Here is a 15,571-nt window from a genome sequence, read left to right as displayed (position 1 = left end):
ATCGCGGACTCTGTTTGCAGTTGCAGGAAATGAACGAAATTATACGGTTGCCGACGCTGTATAGCTGTCGCTTTGCTGAACGTATTTGATGATCCGCAGAGGGGGTCTTGACGGACAATAAAAAGCCCTGAATCAACAGGGCTTTTCAGATTGCAGCGCGGGATCAGGCACGCAGCCAGGAATCTACTGTGTCGACGCCATATTGCTCTTTCCACGACTTCAGGCCGCGATGATTGCCGCCCTTGGTCTCGATCAGCTCGCCGGTATGCGGGTTCTGATAGACCTTGACCACGCGTGCGCGGCGGCGTTTCGGGCCTGGCGCTACAGCGCTGATGGATGCGGTATTCGGGTCGAGGATAGCAATGATGTCGCGCAGACCCTTGTCGTAGCTCTTCATCAGCTCCTGGAGTTTCTGTTCGAATTCAATTTCCTTCTTCAGCCCGACGTCATTCTTCAAGGACTCCAGCTGCGCCAGCTGCTCTTGAAGGGCTTTTTCTGCTGCTCGAAATTCGGCAAGTCTGGACAAATAAAATACTCCGGCAATGGGGTGGCTGTGACCAGCCTGGCAAAGCGATAAGACTAGAAGTTCCGGCCGATTCGCTCATTGGTTCGCTACCCGGGTATCAATACGCGTTGACCTGTCACTGAAACTAAAGGGTCACTTCCAGTATCGCAACAGCTCAAGAGGGGTAGTTGTAATCGGTTGCGGGTAAATCATGCACGTTTTTTTCGAGTTAGAAAACACTCTGTATGCAATTGGCTTTATGAAATAAAAAACATGAACGCGACTTCCTACGCAAAAGGGTGTTGTCAGAGGAAGTCGCTTGTAAGTTATTTCTGATAACAGGGGGGCTGGCCGTGCTCTAGATTGGCACTACAGTCCCTGTTGCAGGGCGGGGTCGTCGGGGTTTTGCTGCTCTAACTCGGCGAGTAACACCTGCACTTTCTGTAACTGGCCGTTTTCTTTCCAGTAGCCGATGAGCAGCACCCGGGCGCGGCGGTCGGCCGGCTGGCGCTGGAGGATTTCCGCCAGTTGCTTCTGCGCCGCCTCCAACTGATCCTGATCGTGCAGGGCCACGGCCAGATCATAGCGATAGGCATTGTTCTCCGGGTCCAGTTCCAGCGCCTTGGTCAGGGCCAGCAGGGCATATTCGTTCTGGCCATGATGCAGCAGCCACATCCCCAGCGCATGCTGCAGCTGCGGCGACTGCGGATGGCGTTCCAGCCACTGGCTCAGGAGCTGGCGGGCCGGTTCGGTCTGGCCCTGGCGATCGGCGAGATTGATCAGGGCGATACCGGCCTGGACATTGTTGGGTTCCAGGTTCAGGGCCTGTTGCAAGGCTTTGTTTGCCTGCGCATAAGCCTCGTTATGCACGTAGAGTCTGGCCAGTTGCAGCAGGCTCTGACCGTTGGGGGGTTGGGCGGCCAAGGCTTGCTGATTCTGTTCGACAACCTTTTGCAGGGCCTCGTAATACAAGCCCAGGTCATCCGGCGACAGGTCCAGCAGGGCGCGTGCTGCGGCGAAACGCACGTTGGGCTCGGCGTCGTCGAGACAAGGGCCGAGCAGCAGGCTGCGTCGGGCACCGTCGGTAAGGCGTGCCCCGGCCTCGATGGCTGCCTGGCGAATCATGGGCGATGAATGGCGCAGGTCGGCGCCGAGCAGCTTCATGGACTGGGGGCCGGCGTAATTGGGCAGCTCGCTCAGCAGGCTGGCGCGGCGAATGTCGGAAAGATCTGTTCGAGCCAGCTGTTGATAGAGCACCCGTGCGGCGCCCGGCTTGCCGCCATGGGCCATTTCCAGCGCCTCGGTATAGGTATGGCTGAGCACTGGCTGGACAATGGCCGGAGTCGGGCGGCTGCGGCCCCACCACAGGCCGAGGATAATCGCGATCAATAGCACGGCCAGTGCGATGACGATTGTCCGGCGACGGGTCTTGGGATCAGCGAGGAAGCCTTGCGAGGGCAGTTGGGGCATACCGGTATCCACATCTTTGACGTCATGCAGCTTCGGGGAGTGTCCGGCGTGTGTCAAACGGCACTGGCCAAACAACAGGAAATATTGGGTGGTAACGCCACTTAAATGTGGGAGCCGAATCTGGTGGGAGATCCCGCCCCGTCTACGACGCCGCGCTGTCACGCAGCAAACACCCTGTGGGAGCAAGCTTGCTTGCGAAAGCAATTTTGCCGGTCACCGAAAAACTTGCAACCTGAACCGGCCCTTTCGCAAGCAAGCTTGCTCCCACAAGTCCCCCCGGTGTCAGGATAGTTGTCGCCTCTGCGAATTCTTAAACGCATTCCGGGGGCGGCAAGAGTATGGTCATGTCTTTCTACTCACCCGAACGAAAAGCATCACTGCTGAGAATGATGCTCCCGCCCCTGAGTCTCTCTGTAAAAGAGGTCTCACGGCGTGAGGGGTGCAGCGATGTTTCTCTCTATCAATGGCGCAAACAAGCTGCGGCGCAAGGAACTCAATTGTCCGAAACCAAGCAACCGTCGGAGAATTGGTCAGCCGAATCCAAACTGACGGTGATCATCGAAACATCGCCCCTGTCTGAGCTGGAGCTGGGCGAGTACTGCCGTCGCAAGGGAATTTTTCCCGAGCAAATTGCGGCCTGGCGTAACGCGTTTATCACCAACAGCTCTAATCAGCCGACCGCTAAAAAAGCAGAGGTTGGACAAGCGCGCGAGGATAAAAATCGTATCCGTGTTCTGGAGCGTGAGTTGCGACGTAAAGACGCGGCGCTGGCTGAAACAGCAGCCTTGTTGGTACTGCGAAAAAAGCTCAATGCCTACTGGGGGAACGACGACGAGGACAGCTGACCTTGTTGCCAGAACGGTATTTACTCGTGAGTTGGCTCAATGAAGCCATTACCGCGGGCGCCCGAAGGGCGCCTGCTTGTCAGGAAGTCGGCATTTCCCTGAGAACTTTGCAGCGCTGGAGCTTGCCGCTGGAAGTCCTTGCCGATGGGCGCACCACGACGCTCAGGCCAACACCCCGTAATGCACTCAGCGAGCTGGAGCGCCAAGGTATCGTGACGCTGTGCAGCAGCAAGGCTTATGCGCATCTGCCACCGAGCCAGATCGTGCCGCAGCTGGCTGATGAGGGACGCTATCTGGCCTCGGAAGCTACTTTTTACCGGGTGTTGCACACAGCAGGTCAGCAACAGCATCGCTCGCGCGCCAAACGTCCACAGCACCGTGCAACCCCCACGACGTATGCAGCAACATCGGCCAATCAGGTGTGGTCATGGGACATCACCTACTTACCCTCGCCGGTTCGCGGGCAGTTTTACTACCTCTACCTGATTGAGGATATTTACAGCCGCAAAGCCGTGGGCTGGGAGGTCTACGAAGCAGAAAGCGGGGAAAAGGCAGCAGCGTTACTGCAACGAAGCGTGACCCAGGAGCAGTGCTGGCGCCAACCGTTGGTGCTGCACTCGGATAATGGAGCGCCCATGAAGTCGGTGACGCTTCTGTCCAAAATGCACGATTTGGGAATAACACCTTCGCGGGGACGGCCACGCGTCAGCAACGACAACCCCTATTCGGAGTCGCTGTTCAGGACGTTGAAATATTGTCCGCAATGGCCCGTGAATGGGTTTGGAGGCCTGGACGAGGCGCGTACCTGGGTCAGAGACTTCATGACTTGGTACAACACAGTGCATCGCCATAGCCGAATCCGCTTCGTCACACCGACCCAACGGCATGACGGCAAGGACAAGGAAATACTTGCCCGCCGTCATGATGTTTACCGACTCGCCCGAGAGAAAAAGCCTGAACGATGGTCCGCTGAAACACGCAATTGGAGTCCGATCGGAACGGTCTATCTAAATCCTGAAAGGGAGCTCAGCGTGATCGTGAAAGTGGCATAGCAACACCGCCGACGCGACAACTACCTTGAAAAACGCCGAGTCATTCCAATTCAGTAGGTTGCGTTGTGTTTGATGAGAGCGAATTCGGCCCAACAGTTCGCGCTCAACCGCTGTTGTGCAGACAAAAAAAGCCCCGCGACCCTGAAGGGGCGCGGGGCTGTTGCAGCGGGGTAAACGTCAGGCCTGTGGCGACCAGCCGCCGCCCAGGGCCTTGTAGATCGAGACAATGCCGCGATACAGGTCGATTTCCGCCTGGGCCTGGGAGTCTTCGGCCGCCAGGCGCTCGCGCTCGGCATCCAGCAGCACCAGGAAGTCAGCTGTACCTTCGCGATACTGCACCGACGCCAGGTTGGCGGCGGAGCGGCTCGCTTCGCTCTGGCGAATCAGCGAGAGCAGGCGTTGCTGGCGTTTGTCGTAGTCGCTGAAGGCGTTCTCCGACTCTTCCAGGGCCAGCAGTACTTGCTGCTCGTAGTTCGCCAGGGAGCCTTCGGCATCGGCATTGGCGCCGCGCAGGCGGGCCCGCACGCTGCCCAGATCGAAGGCGGCCCAGGTGATGCTCGGGCCCAGGGTCCAGGCCCTGGCTGCCGACGAACCGATCTGCGAACCACGCCCCGCGGTGAAGCCGAGGAAGCCGCTGAGGCTGACCCGTGGGAACAGGTCGGCGGTGGCGACGCCAATCCGTGCGGTGGAAGCGGCCAGTTGGCGTTCGGCCGACATGATGTCCGGACGATGACGCAGTACCTGGGTCGGATCACCGATGGACAGGTTTTTCGAGATGGCCGGCAGCTTCGCCGGGCTCAGGTCGATCGACAGGGTTTCCGGACGCTCGCCCAGCAGAGTCGCGATACGGTTGCGCTGACGAACCTGTTCGGCCTGCAGTTGCGGCACCGTGGCTTCGACGGCAGCGAGGCGGGCATCGGCACGCACCACGTCCAGTTCGTTACCGACACCGGCATCACGCAATTGCGCGGTCACGCCACGGGAGTCCTGCTGGTTTTTCAGGTTTTCCCGGGCAATGGATTCGCGCAGTTGCGCGCCGCGCAGTTGGCCATAGGCATCGACCACTTCGGCCGTGAGGGTGACCTGCAGTTGATACAGGTTGGCCTCGGCGACCTGTTGATCGGCGTCGGCGGCTTCCAGTTCGCGCTGGATGCGGCCGAACAGATCGACTTCCCAGGCCATGTCCAGGCCCAGATCGTAACGTTCGCTGTGCACGCGGCGCTCGGTCACGCCGGGCTGCTGCCCCTTGCCCTGATCACTGCTGACCCGGCTGGTGACCACTGGCATGGCGTCGTTGCTGACGTCATCGCGGATGGCCCTGGCCGCTTTCAGGCGGGCGAAAGCCACGCGCAGTTCGCGGTTACCATTGAGCGACTGGGCAACCAGTTTGTTCAGGGTCGGATCGTCGAATTGCTGCCACCAGATGGTATCGACATGGCTGCGGTCAAAATTACCCGGGGCGGCGGCGGCAACCTTGGCCGGCGCCGTGTCCGGGGCCTTGTAGTCCGGGCCGACGGCACAGGCCGCCAGCGCCAGAACCAACAGGCTCGGGAGGAAGAGTTTCAACGCGCTCATTAATGCGCCTCCGGATTCAGGGTTTGCAGTCTTTGCGCCTTGGCCGCCTTGCGGGCTTCCTTGCGTTCGACGTGGTTGCGGATCAGGACAAAGAACACCGGGGTCAGCAACAGGCCGAAGAAGGTCACCCCGAGCATCCCGGAGAACACCGCTACACCCATGGCATGACGCATTTCAGCACCGGCACCGCTGGACATGACCAGTGGCACCACACCCATGATGAAGGCGAAGGAGGTCATCAGGATCGGCCGCAGACGCAGACGGCAGGCTTCCAGTACGGCTTCCAGCGGTGTCTTGCCCTTGCTTTGCTCGTCCTTGGCGAACTCGACGATAAGAATCGCGTTCTTACAGGCCAGGCCCACCAGCACGATCAGGCCGATCTGGGTGAAGATGTTGTTGTCGCTACCGGCAATGATCACACCGGCGATGGCCGACAGCAGGGTCATTGGTACGATCAGGATCACCGCCAGTGGCAGGCTCCAGCTTTCATACAGGGCAGCCAGTACCAGGAAGGCCAGCAGTACGCAGAGCGGGAAGACCAGCAGTGCGGTGTTGCCCGACAGGATCTGTTGGTAGGTCAGGTCGGTCCACTCGTAGGTCATGCCGTTGGGCAGTTCCTGCTTGAGCAGTTTTTCCATCGCCGCCTGAGCCTGGCCCGAGCTGTAGCCTGGACCTGCCGCACCGTTGATTTCCGCAGTGATAAAGCCGTTGTAGTGCATGACGCGGTCAGGGCCGGAGGTATCGGTGACCTTGAGCAGTGTCGCCAGGGGGATCATCTCGCCCCGGTTGTTGCGCACTTTCAGCTGGCCGATCTGGTCGGCTTCCTGACGGAACTGTTGTTCAGCCTGGATATTGACCTGATAGGTGCGACCGAAACGGTTGAAGTCGTTGGCATACAGCGAGCCCAGGTAGACCTGCAGGGTGTCGAAGATGTCGCTGATCGGCACGCCGAGGGTCTTGGCTTTTTCACGGTCGATGGCGGCGTCGACTTGCGGCACGTTCACGGTGTAGCTGGTGAACAGGGCAGCCAGTTCCGGCACGCTGCGACTTTTGCCGATGACGTTCATCGTCTCTTTATACAGCTCGTCGTAACCCAGGTTGCCACGGTCTTCGATCTGCAGGCGGAAGCCGCCAATGGTGCCCAGGCCCTGTACCGGCGGTGGTGGGAAGATCGCCATGTAGGCTTCCTGGATCGCCGCGTACTTGCCGTTGAGCTGACCGGCAATGGCGCCGGCTGATTCACTGGCAAGCTTGCGCTCTTCGAACGGTTTCAAGGTCACGAAGACGATGCCGGAGTTCGGGCTGTTGGTGAAACCGTTGATCGACAGGCCGGGGAAGGCCACCGCCGCTTCCACGCCCGGCTGCTTGAGGGCGATCTCGGACATGCGTTTGATCACGTCTTCGGTACGGTCCAGGCTGGCGGCATCCGGCAGTTGCGCGAAGGCAACCAGATACTGTTTGTCCTGCGGCGGTACGAAGCCGGTTGGTGTGGTGGTGAAGCCCAGCCAGGTCATGACGATCAGGCCCAGATACACCACGACGGCGATGGCGCTGAAGCGGATGACCCGGCCAACCGAGTTGACGTAGCCGTTACTGGCTTTGACGAAGAAGCGGTTGAACGGACGGAACAGCCAGCCACCCAGCAGCTTGTCGAGGAACCTGGAGAAGCCGTCCTTCGGCGCGCCGTGGGCCTTGAGCAATACCGCTGCCAGGGCAGGGGACAGGGTCAGGGAGTTAAAGGCCGAGATCACCGTCGAAATGGCGATGGTCAGGGCGAACTGCTTATAAAACTGACCGGTCAGGCCGGAGATGAAGGCCGCCGGGACGAATACCGCACAGAGCACCAGGGCCGTGGCGATGATCGGGCCGGTCACTTCACGCATGGCGATTTTGGTGGCTTCGAACGGTTCATGACCGAGTTCAATATTACGCTCGACGTTCTCCACCACAACGATGGCGTCGTCCACCACGATACCGATGGCCAGTACCAGGCCGAACAGCGACAGGGCGTTAAGCGAGAAGCCGAACAGATGCATCACGGCGAAAGTACCGATCAACGACACCGGTACAGCAACCAGCGGGATGATCGAGGCACGCCAGGTCTGCAGGAACAGGATCACGACCAATACCACCAGGATCAGCGCTTCGAACAGGGTGTGCACCACTGCCTCGATGGAACCGCGCACGAAGATGGTCGGGTCGTAGACGATGCTGTAGTCCATGCCTTCAGGGAAGCTTTTCTTCAGCAGTTCCATTTCGCCGCGCACTTCGTTGGAAATGTCGATGGCGTTGGAACCTGGGCGCTGGAAGATCGGGATCGCTACGGCCGGCTGGTTGTTCAGCAAGGAACGCAGGGCGTACTGGCTGGAGCCCAGTTCGACGCGGGCAATGTCTTTGACACGAGTGATTTCGCCGTTGTCGCCTGCGCGAACGATGACGTTTTCGAACTCTTCTTCAGTGACCAGACGGCCCTGAGTGTTGATCGACATCTGGAAGCTGGTGGCGCTCGGCGAGGGCGGGGCGCCCAGTTGACCGGCGGCTACCTGGCGGTTCTGCTCGCGAATGGCATTAACCACGTCTGTGGCCGTGATATTGCGCGAAGCGGTCTTGTTCGGGTCCAGCCAGACACGCAGGGAGTAGTCACCCATACCGAACAACTGCACGTCACCGACACCACCAAGACGAGCCAGCTCATCCTTGATGTTGAGTACCGCGTAGTTGGACAGATACAGCATGTCGTAACGCTGATCAGGGGAGGTCAGGTGGACCACCATGGTCAGGTCGGGCGATGCCTTGTCTACGGTGATACCGATACGGGTCACTTCTTCCGGCAGTTTCGGCTCGGTGCGGGTGACACGGTTCTGTACCTGTACCTGCGCGGTGTCCAGGTTGGTACCCAGGGCGAAGGTGATGGTCAGGGTCAGCTTGCCGTCGGAAGTGGCCTGCGAGGACATGTACAGCATGTTCTCGACGCCGGTGATGGCCTGCTCCAGGGGAGCTGCCACGGTTTCACCGATCACTTTCGGGTTGGCACCAGGGAAGTTGGCACGCACGACTACGGTCGGCGGCACGACTTCCGGGTATTCACTGATCGGCAACTGGAACAGCGAGATAGCACCGGCGATCAGGATCAGCAGCGAAAGTACCGCTGCGAAGATCGGTCGCGAGATAAAGAATTGAGAAAAATTCATCTAAGTTGTCCCTTAACCGCGTGGCGCAGCAACACTGGCGACTTTGTTGTCCAGTTTTGGCTGGACCTTCGGCAGGTTGCTGGCTTCAAGTGCTTGACGTTGTTGGAGCAGGGCGGCGAGGGTTTCCTTGCTGGCCATTGGCGTGTCCTGCGGGTCCACCGGGGAGCCTGGGCGTACGCGCTGCAGACCGGAGATAACGATGCGGTCATCCTTCTGCAGACCGCTGCGTACGATGCGCAGGCCTTCGAGTTTCGGGCCCAGCTCGACGTTGCGATAGTTCGCCTTGTTATCCTTGTCCACCACCAGCACGAATTTCTTGCCCAGGTCGGTGCCTACGGCGTCGTCCTTGATCAGCATGGCGGAGTAGGTGGCGCTGCCGACCAGTTTCAGGCGGGCGTACAGGCCCGGGGTGTATTCGCCCTTGCTGTTGTCGAACACGGCACGACCACGAATCGTGCCGGTCTTGGCGTTGACCTGGTTATCGACGAAGTTCATCTGGCCCTGGTGCGGGTTGTCGCTTTCGTTGGACAGGCCCATGTACACCGGCGTGGTCTGGCCGCGTTTGCCGTCGCGCGCCAGCTGGTTGTACTTGAGGAACACACGCTCGTCGGCGTCGAAGTAGGCGTAGACCTTGTCGGTGGAAACAACACTGGTCAGGGCGGTGGTATCGGCGGTGACGATGTTGCCGGCGGTGATTTCCGCGCGGCTGACGCGGCCGGAGATCGGCGACGTGACGCGGGTGAAGCTCAGGTTGAGCTTGGCCAGGTCCAGTTGCGCCTGGATACCAGCAACGGCGGCGCGGGATTCCTGGGCAGTGGTGGTACGCGAATCAGCCAGTTCGGCGGAAATGGCGTTGTTGGTGCGCAGACGTTCACCACGTTGAGCTTCGTTGTCGCTGCGGGTCGCGGCGGCGCGAGCTTGTTGCAGTTGCGCTTCCAGACGGCGCACTTCTGACTGGAATGGGCGTGGGTCGATCTGGAACAGCAGGTCGCCTTTCTTGACCAGGGCACCGTCGGTGAAAGCGACTTCATCAATCTGACCCGAAACGCGAGGGCGGACTTCCACGGTTTCCGGGGCTTCCAGGCGACCGGTGAACTCGTCCCACTCGTTGATCGGTTGTTCCAGGACCTTGGCCACGTTGACCTTGGCCGCCGCAGGGGCCGGGCCGGTCGCCTCAGGCGCCCGACCGCAGGCGCTGATCACGACCAGGGCCAGGGCGGCAAGGGGATAGCGCAAATGATTGAATGACTGAGACATGGGAAATTCCGCCGATTTTGTTGAGATGGGGCGGATTCTGTTCTGGCGGCTGGTATTGCACGAATCGAATGAAGCAAAGGTAAATATCATTCGGAATGATATGAGCCATCAATGGAATGCCATATCGATCTGACAGGGTCAGTCAATGGTCAGCGAGGGCTGTGCAGGGGTATGACCTGGCCTCATACCCCAAGGACTTTTAATGGTTACAGGCGCCGATTACGCCAGTGTTAAAAATCGCAAACCGGCTCATCACCCTCAACAATAACGAGCGTTTGCACCCATGAAAGAACTTGATCTGTATATCGGCGAAGGTTTCGAAGGCCCCGGCGTCAATGCCGCCCACATCAATATCCTCATCGGCCCGCGCAACGGTCCGGCCGGCCAGGCCTTTGCCAACAGCCTTGCTTCGCCGAGCCAGGGGCATTGCCCGTTCATGGTCATCGCCCAGCCGAATATCCCGGTCAAGCCCATGACCCTTTACGTCAATAAGGCCGCCATCGGCAGTGAATTGCATGGCAACGCCACCTGGGGCGCCTCTCAGGCCGGTATCGCCAAGGCCGTGCTCGAAGCCCTGCTCGATGGCACTTTGCCGCCGGAAGCCGAAGACGAGTGGGCCATCGTCACCGCCAACTGGGTCAACCCGTCCTGCGACGACCTCGATGCGGTCTATCTGAACAACTACAACGCCTGCCGCACCGCGATCCGTGCCGCCCTCACCGGTAAACCGGAAACCGCGCAACTGGCCGATGTGGTCAACCAGATCAGCAATCCTTTCTACACGCCAAAAGCCTGAGGTCCGCGCCATGCAATACATTCGTTTGGGCAACTCCGGCCTCGAAGTCTCACGCCTGTGCCTGGGCACCATGAATATGGGCACCCCGGACTGGAAACCGTGGATCTTCGATGAAAAGCAGAGCGAGCCCATCGTCGCCCACGCTCTGGACAATGGCGTCAACTTCATCGACCTGGCGGATTTCTACTCCGCAGGCGTCGGCGAAGAAGTGGTAGGGCGCATCGTCAAGCGCCTGGCGCGCCGCGAAGATCTGGTCATCACCACCAAGGTCGGCTATGGCACCCGCAGCGGTATCAACGCCAGCGGCCACTCGCGCAAGCACATCATGGACAGCATCGATGCGTCCCTTAAGCGTCTGAATATGGATTACGTCGATGTGTTCATGCTGCATTACTTCGACGTGAACACCCCGGTGGAAGAAACCATGGGCGCACTGAATGACATCGTGCGTTCCGGCAAGGCCCGTTATATCGGCGTCTCGACCATGCTTACCGGGCAACTGGCGAAGATCCTCATGGTTTGCGAGCGCAATGGCTGGGTCAAGCCGATCAATATGCAGTTGCAACTGAACTGCGCCTACCGCGAAGAAGAGCGCGAGATGATCCCGTTCTGCCGCGACCAGGGCCTTGGTGTCTCGGTCTTCAGTCCGCTGGCCCGGGGCCTGTTGACCGGTGACGTGCAGTCCACCCGCAACCAGACCGACTTCTTCACCCAGCAGATGTACAGCGACGAAGCCTCCTTCGAAATCGCCCATTCGGTACAGCGCGTGGCCCGTGCCCGTGGCGTATCCAATGCGCAGATCGCCCAGGCTTGGGTGGTCAATCATGCCGGTGTCGACTGCATGCTGGTGGGTGCCGACACTACCGCGCAGTTCGACAGCGCCCTGGCAGCTCTGGAAACCAGACTGGATGCCGAAGAACTGCACGAACTGGAACGCAACTACACGCCGTGCGACGTGATTAACGATTACACCGCCGGTAAACGTATCCTGCGCGCCGCCCGTCCGGGCCTGGCACGCTTCACCCTGAGCGAGGCCGTGGCATGAGTGCGCTGATCCGCAACGGCAATTTCATCGACGGTCAATGGTCCAGCGGTGGCGCCACATACCCGGTGCTCAACCCGGCCAATGGCGAACTGATTACCGAGGTGCAAAAGGCTGGCGCCGAGGACACCAACCGTGCCATCGACGCCGCTAACCGCGCCTTGCCCGCCTGGCGCAAGCTCACCGCCAAGGACCGCAGCCAGCGCCTCAAGCGCTGGAGCGAACTGATGCTGAGCAATCAGCAGGACCTGGCCACCTTGCTCAGCCGCGAACAGGGCAAGCCCCTGGCGGAAGCCATGGGCGAAGTGGTCTACGCCGCCAGTTTCCTCGAGTGGTTCGGCGAAGAAGCCAAGCGCGTCTACGGCGACGTGATCCCCAGCCCCAAGGCTGATGCACGGATCATCGTGACCAAGGAAGCCATAGGCGTGGTCGCGGCAATCACCCCGTGGAACTTCCCCCTGGCCATGGTCACCCGCAAGGTCGGCCCGGCGTTGGCGGCCGGTTGCACCATGATCCTCAAACCGTCGGAAGAGACCCCACTGTCGGCTTTCGCCCTGGGCGTACTGGCCGAACAGGCCGGAATTCCGGCCGGTGTCTTTAATATCGTCTCCGGTGATGCCGTGGCCATTGGCGGCGCGCTGCAAGCCTCCAGCGTGGTGCGCAAGCTGTCGTTCACTGGCTCGACCCGCACCGGCAAGCTGCTGATGCGTCAGGCGGCCGATACCTTGAAAAAGGTTTCCCTGGAATTGGGCGGCAATGCCCCCTTTATCGTCTTCGAGGACGCTGACCTGGATGCCGCCGTCAAAGGTGCCATGGCCTCCAAGTTCCGCAATACCGGGCAGACCTGCGTCTGTGTGAACCGCTTCTATATTCAGAATGGCGTCTACGAAGCCTTTACCGGCAAGCTGGCCGAAGCCGTTGCCGCCTTGCGGGTTGGCAGTGCCCTGGACGGTGAAACCGAGCAAGGCCCGCTGATCAACGCCGCGGCCCTGGCCAAGGTCGAACTGCACGTAGGCGATGCCCTGGAGAAGGGCGGCAAGCTGCTCTGCGGCGGTCGCCGCCATGGCCTGGGCGGCACCTTCTACGAGCCAACCATCATCACCGAAGCCAATGGCGACATGCTGATTGCCCAGGACGAAACCTTCGGCCCGGTGGCGGCCTGCTTCCGTTTCGGCGATGAAGCCGAGGTGCTGCAACGGGCCAATGACACGCCTTATGGCCTGTCGGCGTACTTCTACAGCCGCGATATCGGCCGCGTCTGGCGCGTGGCTGAAGGTCTGGAAGTGGGGATAGTCGGCATTAACGAAGGGATCATCTCCACAGAAGTCGCGCCCTTCGGCGGCATCAAGGAATCGGGTCAGGGCCGGGAAGGCTCTAAGTACGGGCTGGAGGATTATCTGGAGATCAAATATATGCTGATGGGTGGGCTGTAACCTGGCTGAATAAAAACGGTTTTCTGTAGGAGCGGCTTTAGCCGCGAGGGCGTCCTCGCGGCTAAAGCCGCTCCTACAGGGAATCACATTTATTCTGGCAATTATAATCCTCAGGGATTACTCACCAATTCCAGCCAATCGGTAAATAACCGCACTTTCGACAAGCCCTGCTTGTCATTAGCCACATCCAGCCAATAGCCGTAAGGGCCGAGCACTTCCACAGGAGTGATCGGCAGCAGGCTGCCATTGGCCAGTTCCTTCTCGATCATCTGCCGATCGATCACCGCCAGGCCGCCGCCGGCCAGTGCCGTATGGATCACCTGGTCCAGGGTGCTGAATTCCAGCCCGTGGGCGGCATCGATATCGTCCCGGCCCATGGCCGCCAGCCAGTTTTCCCAGACCTTGAGGCGTTTGCCGTCGTGGAGGATATGCAGCAGGGGAAAGCGCTTGAGGTCCGGCGGTTGGCCCTCGACAAATAACTCAGGACTGGCCACGGCGATATGCCGCTCCATGACCAGTAGCTGACTGTCGCAATGGCTGGCTGCAGCGAGGCCGAAGCGGATATGGCAGTCGACTTCCGCCAGGTTGTCGTGGTTGGCCTGGTGGGTGACGCTCAGGCTGATATCCGGGTAGCGCTGACAGAACGCGCGCAAATGCGCCGACAACCAACGAGTGGCCCAGGTCGGTGGCGCGACGATGCGCAGTCGCTGGCGCAGATTGGGCACGCGCACCGCCTGCAGCGCGCGCTCGACCTGATCGAAGGCATCGCTCAGATGGGGGAAGAGGGCCGTGCCGGCCTCGGTCGGGGACAGGCCCTGGGGTGTGCGTATAAAGAGCGCAACGCCCAGGTAGTCTTCGAACTGCTTGATCTGCCGGCTGACCGCGCCCTGGGTTACGTTCAGGCCAACGGCAGCCTGGTTGAAACTGCGATGCCGCGCGACCTCTTCGAAGACCCGCAGCATATTGAGGGAGGGGAGTTGGCGCATGGAGGTGGATTCCGCGGAGTGGCGCGCAATCCCTGTAGGAGCTGCCGAAGGCTGCGATAGCGGTGGATCAGACAAAACCAATCGCAGCCTTCGGCAGCTCCTACAGGGGAACGCATTTTCAATTCAAATGAATCACAGGCGACAAGATTGCGATTCTTTTAGAAGTAATACCCAATGTTCATATACAGCTGATTCTCCCACTGATTGGTCCCGCCAGCGCCCAGGCTCTGGGTATAGCTGCTGCCACCAATGTAGGGGTCGTTCTTGCCCATCAGCCATTCGGTGGCGATCCACAGCTTGCTCACCGAGAACGAGGTGCCGAGGATCATCCGTTGCGAGGTCTTGAAGTCGTCGGCGGATTTGTCGAAGGCGCTGTAGTTGGCGTACAGCTTTACGCCGCTGATCTGGTCGAAGAGGAACTTGCCGCTGACGTCGTAGCTGATATCGGCGACGTACAGGTTGGCGCGGCTGGCGACGTTATAGGTACCGTCGTAGCCGCCCAGGGTCACCAGTTCGTCGCTGCCGGGGTTGCGCGGCGACATCTGCTGGCGCGCCGCCTGCAGTTGCACGCCCCACGGGCCGTTCTTACCGATGTAGTGCACGGCCATGGCATTGCGGCGCCCGTTGTCGTTGGTATCTTTGTTTTCCAGGCTGGAGGTCAGGCCGGACAGGCCGATTTCCGATTTCCACGGGCCCAGGTCGAGGGCCTTGGCCACCCGCAGGACCACGATGTTGCGCTCCTGGTTGTTGCTGCCGTCGGCGACGTAGCTGTCGGCTTCGGAGACCACGCTGGAGTAGGTGCGGCCCTTGCTGGTGCCCTTGCCCTGCCACGCGGGGCGCACGTAGTAACCGGCCTGGATGTTCCAGTCGCCGCTTTGCTGGATGTACTTGGTACCGATTTCCTCTACGTCTTCCAGTCCGACCACGTTGCCCAGGGTTTCATAGAAGGTGCTGCCGAAGTATGGCTGCAGGCCGAACGGTACCTGGTTCAGGCCGACCTGGATCTGCTGGTCCGGGTTGAACTTGTAGCCGATCCACGCCGACTCGGCGAACTGAATATCACCGACGTTATTGGTGTACTTGTAGGGATAGGCGCGGCCGTAGAAGCGATACTTGGCGGCGCCGATCCAGGTGTCGGAGGTGTATTTGGCGGTGAGGAACGCGGTGTCGAAGTTGAACTTCTGGATATCGCGATCCGGGTCATAGTCCCAGCGGGCACGGATGGCGCCGCCGAGGTCGAGGTTGTCGGTGACCTGAATCGCCATGACCGGTGCAGCAAGGGCAGCGAGTACCGGGATCAGGAGGATGGAACCTATAGCCTTTGGTTTGGGTGTGCGCATGGTTGTGCTCCGCATTTATAGTTTTGACAGGCAACAGCAGTCCCTGCCACGGCAAGCGCCGCAGCAAGGGATAAACCGG

The 15,571-nt window shown here is 60.1% G+C and carries 11 protein-coding genes; 4 read left to right on the top strand and 7 right to left on the bottom strand.

Annotated features, from left to right (window positions below; genetic code table 11):
- Positions 1-163: 163 nt before the first annotated feature.
- Both AC1Z24_RS18235 and AC1Z24_RS18230 read right to left on the bottom strand, forming a co-directional pair.
- On the bottom strand, positions 164-526 hold the full coding sequence (locus tag AC1Z24_RS18235) for a histone-like nucleoid-structuring protein, MvaT/MvaU family (RefSeq protein ID WP_259103110.1): 363 nt from the start codon (positions 524-526) through the stop codon (positions 164-166).
- Positions 527-874: 348 nt separating this feature from the next.
- Positions 875-1,975 carry a tetratricopeptide repeat protein gene (locus AC1Z24_RS18230; RefSeq protein ID WP_483742056.1) on the bottom strand — a complete coding sequence of 367 codons (1,101 nt, stop codon included), beginning with the start codon at positions 1,973-1,975 and terminating at the stop codon, positions 875-877.
- Between the two features lie 344 nt (positions 1,976-2,319).
- Between AC1Z24_RS18230 and AC1Z24_RS18225 the strand changes: the two genes are divergently transcribed.
- Positions 2,320-3,872 (top strand): IS3 family transposase gene (locus tag AC1Z24_RS18225; RefSeq protein WP_483742055.1). Its coding sequence is split into 2 segments (ribosomal slippage): positions 2,320-2,782 and positions 2,782-3,872, totalling 1,554 coding nucleotides; the frame shifts between segments, so codons are not numbered across the junction.
- Between the two features lie 177 nt (positions 3,873-4,049).
- Here AC1Z24_RS18225 and AC1Z24_RS18220 read toward each other — a convergent pair.
- Genes AC1Z24_RS18220 through mexE form a run of 3 tightly spaced genes read right to left on the bottom strand, consistent with a single transcriptional unit; the run spans position 4,050 to position 9,895 of the window.
- Complete coding sequence (locus AC1Z24_RS18220; RefSeq protein ID WP_483742054.1) at positions 4,050-5,447, bottom strand: efflux transporter outer membrane subunit; 1,398 nt, start codon at positions 5,445-5,447, stop codon at positions 4,050-4,052.
- Complete coding sequence (locus AC1Z24_RS18215; RefSeq protein ID WP_483742053.1) at positions 5,447-8,638, bottom strand: efflux RND transporter permease subunit; 3,192 nt, start codon at positions 8,636-8,638, stop codon at positions 5,447-5,449. The genes AC1Z24_RS18220 and AC1Z24_RS18215 overlap by 1 nt, the downstream gene beginning before the upstream one ends.
- 12 nt (positions 8,639-8,650) lie before the next feature.
- Positions 8,651-9,895 (bottom strand): multidrug efflux RND transporter periplasmic adaptor subunit MexE, encoded by a 1,245-nt coding sequence (mexE, locus tag AC1Z24_RS18210; RefSeq protein ID WP_483742052.1) that lies wholly within the window; start codon positions 9,893-9,895, stop codon positions 8,651-8,653.
- A 283-nt stretch (positions 9,896-10,178) separates the two neighbouring features.
- Here mexE and fae point away from each other — a divergent pair, with 283 nt between their 5' ends.
- Genes fae through AC1Z24_RS18195 form a run of 3 tightly spaced genes read left to right on the top strand, consistent with a single transcriptional unit; the run spans position 10,179 to position 13,166 of the window.
- A complete protein-coding gene (gene fae, locus AC1Z24_RS18205) occupies positions 10,179-10,691 on the top strand; it encodes a formaldehyde-activating enzyme (RefSeq protein ID WP_483742051.1) in 513 nt (170 codons plus the stop codon).
- Between the two features lie 10 nt (positions 10,692-10,701).
- On the top strand, positions 10,702-11,736 hold the full coding sequence (locus AC1Z24_RS18200; protein ID WP_483742050.1) for an aldo/keto reductase: 1,035 nt from the start codon (positions 10,702-10,704) through the stop codon (positions 11,734-11,736).
- Positions 11,733-13,166, top strand: coding sequence for an NAD-dependent succinate-semialdehyde dehydrogenase (locus tag AC1Z24_RS18195; protein ID WP_483742049.1), 1,434 nt, complete (start codon positions 11,733-11,735; stop codon positions 13,164-13,166). Before AC1Z24_RS18200 ends, AC1Z24_RS18195 begins: the two co-directional genes overlap by 4 nt.
- A 110-nt stretch (positions 13,167-13,276) precedes the next feature.
- Here the strand turns inward: AC1Z24_RS18195 and AC1Z24_RS18190 are convergent, their stop codons facing one another.
- Together AC1Z24_RS18190 and AC1Z24_RS18185 are read right to left on the bottom strand one after the other, a co-directional pair.
- A complete protein-coding gene (locus AC1Z24_RS18190; RefSeq protein ID WP_483742048.1) occupies positions 13,277-14,152 on the bottom strand; it encodes a LysR substrate-binding domain-containing protein in 876 nt (291 codons plus the stop codon).
- A 158-nt stretch (positions 14,153-14,310) separates the two neighbouring features.
- On the bottom strand, positions 14,311-15,492 hold the full coding sequence (locus AC1Z24_RS18185; RefSeq protein ID WP_483742047.1) for a hypothetical protein: 1,182 nt from the start codon (positions 15,490-15,492) through the stop codon (positions 14,311-14,313).
- Positions 15,493-15,571: the final 79 nt, after the last annotated feature.

The organism is Pseudomonas sp. JL23, assembly GCF_056933585.1.
This window is presented reverse-complemented; position numbering and strand designations above follow the sequence as displayed.

What these genes read in the sequence shown, in the direction of transcription:
- AC1Z24_RS18200 (WP_483742050.1), top strand. Translation starts at nt 10,702, where the DNA reads ATGCAATACATTCGTTTGGGCAACTCCGGCCTCGAAGTCTCACGCCTG.
- AC1Z24_RS18195 (WP_483742049.1), top strand. Translation starts at nt 11,733, where the DNA reads ATGAGTGCGCTGATCCGCAACGGCAATTTCATCGACGGTCAATGGTCC.
- mexE (WP_483742052.1), bottom strand. Translation starts at nt 9,895, where the DNA reads ATGTCTCAGTCATTCAATCATTTGCGCTATCCCCTTGCCGCCCTGGCC.
- AC1Z24_RS18190 (WP_483742048.1), bottom strand. Translation starts at nt 14,152, where the DNA reads ATGCGCCAACTCCCCTCCCTCAATATGCTGCGGGTCTTCGAAGAGGTC.
- AC1Z24_RS18230 (WP_483742056.1), bottom strand. Translation starts at nt 1,975, where the DNA reads ATGCCCCAACTGCCCTCGCAAGGCTTCCTCGCTGATCCCAAGACCCGT.
- AC1Z24_RS18185 (WP_483742047.1), bottom strand. Translation starts at nt 15,492, where the DNA reads ATGCGCACACCCAAACCAAAGGCTATAGGTTCCATCCTCCTGATCCCG.
- fae (WP_483742051.1), top strand. Translation starts at nt 10,179, where the DNA reads ATGAAAGAACTTGATCTGTATATCGGCGAAGGTTTCGAAGGCCCCGGC.
- AC1Z24_RS18215 (WP_483742053.1), bottom strand. Translation starts at nt 8,638, where the DNA reads ATGAATTTTTCTCAATTCTTTATCTCGCGACCGATCTTCGCAGCGGTA.
- AC1Z24_RS18220 (WP_483742054.1), bottom strand. Translation starts at nt 5,447, where the DNA reads ATGAGCGCGTTGAAACTCTTCCTCCCGAGCCTGTTGGTTCTGGCGCTG.